5 protein-coding genes are annotated in these 6506 nt (G+C 31.5%); all 5 read right to left on the bottom strand.

Translation table 11 applies throughout. From position 1 onward, the window contains the following. Window positions 1-2104 (bottom strand): DNA helicase RecQ (recQ, locus tag ACSVH7_RS11765; RefSeq protein WP_438066891.1); only part of this gene is annotated, 2104 nt, incomplete at its 3' end. A 91-nt stretch (window positions 2105-2195) separates the two neighbouring features. Beyond that, complete coding sequence (locus ACSVH7_RS11760) at window positions 2196-2588, bottom strand: DNA primase (RefSeq protein ID WP_438066890.1); 393 nt, start codon at window positions 2586-2588, stop codon at window positions 2196-2198. 9 nt (window positions 2589-2597) lie between these two features. Further along, window positions 2598-3569, bottom strand: coding sequence for a deoxyhypusine synthase family protein (locus ACSVH7_RS11755; protein ID WP_438066889.1), 972 nt, complete (start codon window positions 3567-3569; stop codon window positions 2598-2600). A gap of 83 nt (window positions 3570-3652) precedes the next feature. After that, window positions 3653-5053: an arginine decarboxylase gene (locus ACSVH7_RS11750; RefSeq protein ID WP_438066888.1), complete on the bottom strand. Its 1401-nt coding sequence runs from the start codon at window positions 5051-5053 to the stop codon at window positions 3653-3655. Between the two features lie 296 nt (window positions 5054-5349). Continuing rightward, entirely contained in the window at window positions 5350-6417 is a 1068-nt protein-coding gene (gene aroB / locus ACSVH7_RS11745) for a 3-dehydroquinate synthase (protein ID WP_438066887.1), read from the bottom strand. Between the last annotated feature and the right edge of the window lie 89 nt (window positions 6418-6506).

The following is a 6506-nucleotide window of genomic DNA, read 5'->3' as shown; positions in this document are numbered from 1 at the left end:
GTATTGATGTTTTCTCAAGTACAGCTAATGCAATTCTAATTTTGTCGTAGGGAATTTGCTCTTCGAAATAATCAAAGTAAGGTTTGAGGGTAAGGGGTGATTCTAATTTAATTTTGGCTTCATTTATTTTGGAAATTTCTTCTTTATTTATGAATTTATCAATGGGAATTGCATGTCCATCAGTATATAACTTTGCTAAATGTGATGCTATAGTACTTTGACCTAAATTTCTTTTTGATGCGATTTCTTCAATAGTTAAACCTGACTGTATGAGGGCTAAAGTTTCTTTATAAGTGGTGGCTTCTTTTTTCGTTTTTTCATTTTTATTTTTGGTAAACGCTATAATTGCATTAATAAATTGATCTCCATATTTTTCTAATTTTACCTTTCCTACACCATCGATTGCTAAAAATTCCGTTTCACTCATTGGTCTTTCATTTTCAAATTGTTTGAGGGTAGCGTCATTAAATATCACATATGCTGGAACTTCTTCTTTTTTAGCAAGTTCAGATCTTAGTTTTCTTAAAATTTCAAATAAAGAATCTGTAGCCGTTTTTCCAATAGGTTTTTTTGCTTCGACTTTTGTTTTTTCCTTTTTTAGTACTGTTGTAAGTTTTACTTTTTCTCCTTCAAATAACACTTTTTTAGCTAAATATGTAAGTTTTAATTTGTTTTGTTGATGGAACGCAATCTCACAATACCCCAAATTTATTAATTGAATTATGTATTGATTCCAATCATACCACGAAATATCTGTTCCAATACCATACGTTTTTAAATTTTGATATTCTTTGTCATAAATGGAAGCATTTTTTGAGCCTCTAAGAAAATCAACTACAACTGCTAATGCTTCAGATTCTTTTAATCTTGAAATTGCAGAAAGTGCTTTTTGAGCGATGATGGTACCATCAAAAAAAGCAGGTGGGTTTTTGCATATATCACAATTACCACAATTTTCTTTGACTAATTCTCCAAAATATGACAACAATATTTTTCTCCTACAACTTAGAGCATCCGCATATTGTTTCATGCGCTCTAATTTAGCCAGTTGTATTTCGGAATTTGAACCTTCTGAAGCAAATTTTTGTAACTGTATTAAATCACCATAACTTTCGAAAAGAATTGTTTCAGAGGGTAATCCATCTCTTCCGGCACGTCCAATTTCTTGATAATAACCTTCAATATTTTTAGGTAAATTATAATGTATTACCCATCTAACATTGGATTTATCTATTCCCATTCCAAAAGCAATTGTAGCACAAACAACTTGACAGTCATCGTTTATAAATGCATCTTGAACTTTTGATCGTGTAGTATTTTCTAAACCAGCATGATAAGCCTTTGCGTTAATTCCTTTGTTTTGTAATTTTTCTGCAAGCTCTTCCGTTGTTTTTCTGCTTAGACAATAAATAATTCCGGATTCATTTGGTTTATTTTCAATAAAATCAATGATTTGTTTGATTCTATCTAAAGCTGGTCGAACTTCTAAACTAAGATTTTTTCTGTCAAAAGAGGCAACAAATATTTTGGGTTTAACCAAATTCAATTGATTTACGATATCGCTTCTAGTGGCTTTATCTGCCGTAGCCGTTAGTGCTAAGATAGGTGTTGTCGGGAAGCGATTTTTTAAATATCCTAAATTGGTGTAAGCTGGTCGAAAATCATGTCCCCATGATGAAATACAATGTGCTTCGTCTATCGCAATAAGGCTTATTTTTAATTGACTGAATGCATGATCTAAATAGGAGAGACTTTCAGGAGCGAGATATACTAACTTGAAATCGTTAGCTTGTAGCCCATTTATGAGGTATTGTTGTTCCTGAGGCGTTTGAGTGCTATTGATGTAACAAGCATTTATTCCGTTTGCTTTTAAACTGTCAACTTGATCTTTCATCAATGCAATTAAAGGTGAAATTACTACGGTAATCCCAGGTTGTACCAATGCGGGGAGTTGAAAACAAATGGATTTGCCTCCACCAGTTGGCATAATGGCTAGGGTATCGTCACCTGATAAAATACATCTAATAATTTCTTCTTGATTAGGTCTGAATTTTTCAAAACCAAAATTTTCTTTTAAGGCGGCGTGTAGTGAAATAGTAGTCATAATGGCGTATAATAGTTTGTTTTACAAATATATAAAAAAAAGGATTCAACAAAATTGAATCCTTTTTTTTATGTCTTTTGAAAAGTAGAAGTTAATCTTCGTCTTCCTCCTCATCCTCTTCTATAGGATCATTTTCACCATCTTCGTCATCTTCTGGGTCTAAATCAGGCTTGTCTGAATCATCATCATCTTCGTCGTCATCTGAAACGGCATCATCATCATCAAGTTCTATTCCGCTGATAGGAACAACTACATCAATATCATCATCTTCATCAAAATTTTCAATTCTGTCAGCTAATTTTGTACTTACTTTCACTAAATAAATAGTGTCTTCAGTACGTACTTCAACAGCTTCAATTAATTCGTTTTTTGCATTTTTAAAACGAATGATATCCGAATCATCATAACCATCAGGAAATTTTTCTACTAAAAGATTTAAAATTTCGTTAGTCAATTTAGCGTAATCAACAATTACTCTTTTCATAAAAATATTCTATAAATCTAACAAATAAGCGAAAATTAAAGGTGCCACGATAGTAGCATCCGACTCAATAATGAATTTTGGGGTGTTAATGTCTAATTTTCCCCAGGTTATTTTTTCGTTTGGCACTGCTCCGGAATAGGAACCATAACTAGTGGTTGAATCAGAAATTTGGCAGAAATAACTCCAAAAAGGCACATCATGCATTTCCATGTCTTGATACAACATTGGTACTACACATATTGGAAAATCACCTGCAATTCCACCGCCAATTTGGAAAAATCCTATACCGTTAGATGAGTTTTTTGAATACCAGTCTGCTAAATAAGTCATGTACTCGATTCCAGACTTCATAGTAGAAGCTTTTAATTCTCCTTTAATTACATAGGAAGCGAAGATATTACCCATTGTGCTATCTTCCCAACCTGGGACAATAATAGGTAAATTTTTATCAGCTGCAGCGTACATCCAACTGTCTTTTAGATCAATTTCATAGTATTCCTCCAAAACTCCTGAAAGTAACATTTTGTACATGAACTCATGCGGAAAATAACGTTCCCCATTGTCATCAGCATCTTTCCAAATTTTGTAAATATGTTTTTGTAAACGTCTAAAAGCTTCATGTTCGGGGATACAAGTATCAGTAACACGATTTAGGCCTCTTTCTAATAAATCCCATTCATCTTGAGGAGTTAAATCACGATAATTAGGTACTCTTTCATAATGAGAATGTGCTACTAAATTCATGATATCTTCTTCAAGATTGGCACCGGTACAAGAAATTATTTGCACTTTATCTTGACGAATGATTTCAGCAAAAATCTTTCCTATTTCTGCAGTACTCATTGCGCCAGCCATACTTACTAGCATTTTTGCTCCATTAGCAAGTTGTTGTTCGTATGCTTTAGCTGCATCTACTAATGATGCAGAATTGAAATGCAAATAGTGCTTTTCTATAAACTGACTGATAGGTCCTTTATTCATTATAAATTGTTTAAGACATTAAAAATCAATAATTTATATTTCAAATTTAAAAAATTTTTAATGTAAATATTAAGATTTGTATTTTATTTTTTACCGTAACCCAAGATTTTTAAAACATCATCTGAAGTTTGTTGTTCTGAGAAAACTTCAGTAGCTAATATGCCGTTTTCATCTCTATCGATTAAAATATGTTTGGGTTGAGGAATTAAGCAATGATGCAATCCACCATATCCACCAATGGTTTCTTGATAGGCACCTGTATTGAAGAAGCCTATATATAATGGTTTCTCTTTAGAATATTTAGGTAAATATATGGCATTCATGTTTTGTTCTGAATTGTAGTAATCATCGCTATCACAAGTCATACCGCCTAGTAAAACTCTTTCGTAAGTATCATTCCACCGATTAACAGCTAGCATAATAAAACGTTTATTTATTGCCCAAGTATCTGGCAAAGTAGTGATAAAAGACGAGTCGATCATATTCCATTTCTCTCTATCATTTTGCTGTTTTTGATATAATACTTGGTAAATTGCACCACCACTTTCTCCTACAGTAAAGGAACCAAATTCTGTAAAAATGTGTGGTACATCTACTTCTGCTTCTTCGCAAGCAATTTTGATTTGATTGATAATTTCATCAATCATGTATTGGTAATCGTATTCAAATGTCAACGAATTTTTAATTGGAAAACCACCCCCAATATTTAAACTATCTAAGCTTGGGCATTCCTTTTTTAGTGCTACGTATACTTTAATACATTTTACTAATTCATTCCAATAGTAGGCATTATCATTAATTCCGGTATTAATAAAAAAGTGCAACATTTTAAGTTCCAGTTTTTTATTCTCCTTGATTTCTTTCTTGTAAAAAGGAACTATATTTTTATATCCAATACCTAATCTGGAGGTATAGAATTCAAATTTTGGTTCTTCTTCCGCAGCTATACGAATACCAATTTTAAATTTGTTTTTGATTTGTGATTGCAATAAATCTAATTCTTCATAATTGTCAATAATTGGTATTGTGTTTTTATGACCATTATTGACAAGTCTGGCGATATTTTCAACGTATTGATCTCTTTTGAATCCATTACAAATTACATAAGTACTTTTGTTTATTTTGCCATTTTCAAGTAGATTTTCAACTATATTGATGTCAAAGGCTGAAGAGGTTTCAATGTGGATATTATTTTTGAAGGCCTCATTCATAATGTATTCAAAATGAGAGCTTTTGGTGCAGTAGCAATAATAGTATTTTCCCTCATACTTGTTTTTTTCCATTGATTTACGAAACCAACTTTTGGCTTTGTTAATGTTGTTAGAAATTTGAGGTAGATAGGTGAATTTTAAAGGAGTACCATATTTTTCTACTAATTTCATCAAATCAATATTGTGAAATTGTAAGTTGTCCTTGTTTAGTTTGAATTCTTCCTGAGGGAAATAATAGGTTTGATTGATTAGGTCGAAATATTTTGTATTCATTTGAAATTGGTATGATTTGAAAAAATAAATAAGTTTTTAAAACAATGTAATTTTTGATTCAAACCCTAATATTCGCGTACCTAATTTGTAGTTTTTCGTTTTCTGTTTTGATGTATTGAAAAGGATCAAAATTTACGCACCCAATCATGGTGTAAAAACGTTGGAATGATTTGATTAAAAACCGCTCTTTTTTGTTTTTACCCTTATTGTTAGTAGTGGTATTTTGATTTTTTTTCATCGGTGCAAATGTAAAAAATTTAATCTTCGAAATACAATGCTTTTTGCTAAAATAACTTTTATATTTTGTAATCATCAAAGGCTTCAAGAATTAATTCGTTTTCAACTATTTGGTTAATTTTTATCGATCCAATTCCATCAATTAGTGCAAATTGTATCGTACCATACTCGTTTTTCTTATCGTGGATCAGGAGCTGTAAAATGGGTTCAATATCTGAATCTTCAAATAAAACAGCATCATATATAGCTTTAAGTGTATTTTTTATTTCTTGATATTCAGGTGTGGTAAGTAAGTTTTTTTTCATAGAAATAAAAGCTTCTAGGATCATTCCTATTGCGATAGCTTCTCCATGAAGAAGGGTGATTTTATTTGGATTTTCTAAAAAATAACTTTCAATTGCGTGCCCTAGGGTATGTCCGAAATTTAAGGCTTTTCGAATTCCTTTTTCAGTAGGGTCTTGTTTTACTATCTCATTTTTAATGGCTACTGATCTATGTATTAAAGTATCGAATTCTGAGAAGTCAATTGAGGCTAAGTTTAAGAATTTTGCCCAATACTCTTTATCAAAAATCAATCCGTGTTTTAGCATTTCGGCTAGGCCTGAGCGCATTTCGGTTTGAGAGAGTGTTTCTAAATAAGCGGTGTCTATCAGTACCATTTTTGGGACATTAATCACGCCGATTTGGTTTTTTAAATTTCCTAAATCTACTCCGTTTTTTCCACCCACTGATGCATCTACCATAGACAATAAGGTGGTTGGAATGTGAATAAAATCCACGCCACGTTTGAAAGTAGAAGCCACAAAACCTCCTAAATCAGTAACTACGCCACCACCTAAATTGATAACTAACGTTTTTCTATCCGCCCCTAACTCTGTCAAAACATTCCATATTTCAATACAAGTTTCAATATTTTTATTGATTTCACCTGCTTCAAATTCAATGATCTCAATCGTTAATTCTGTTTCTAAATTGGGTAAAAACTTTGGTAAACAACTGTCTGTAGTATGGCTGTCGACAATAATGAAAAGATTGGAATATTTGTTTTCTTTTAAAAACAGATTCAAATTTAGATAGGCATTTTCATTAAAATGAATTGGATAATTATTAGCTTCAATTGTTGTCATGATTTTCAAAATATTAAAGTCGCAAAATAAGACAATTTTTAGTTATTATAATTCAAAACTCTATCTATATTTGCAATAAAAATTTAACA

Origin of the sequence: Flavobacterium sp. TSSA_36 (genome assembly GCF_051547165.1) — a bacterium.
Lineage (GTDB): Bacteria > Bacteroidota > Bacteroidia > Flavobacteriales > Flavobacteriaceae > Flavobacterium.
This window is presented reverse-complemented; position numbering and strand designations above follow the sequence as displayed.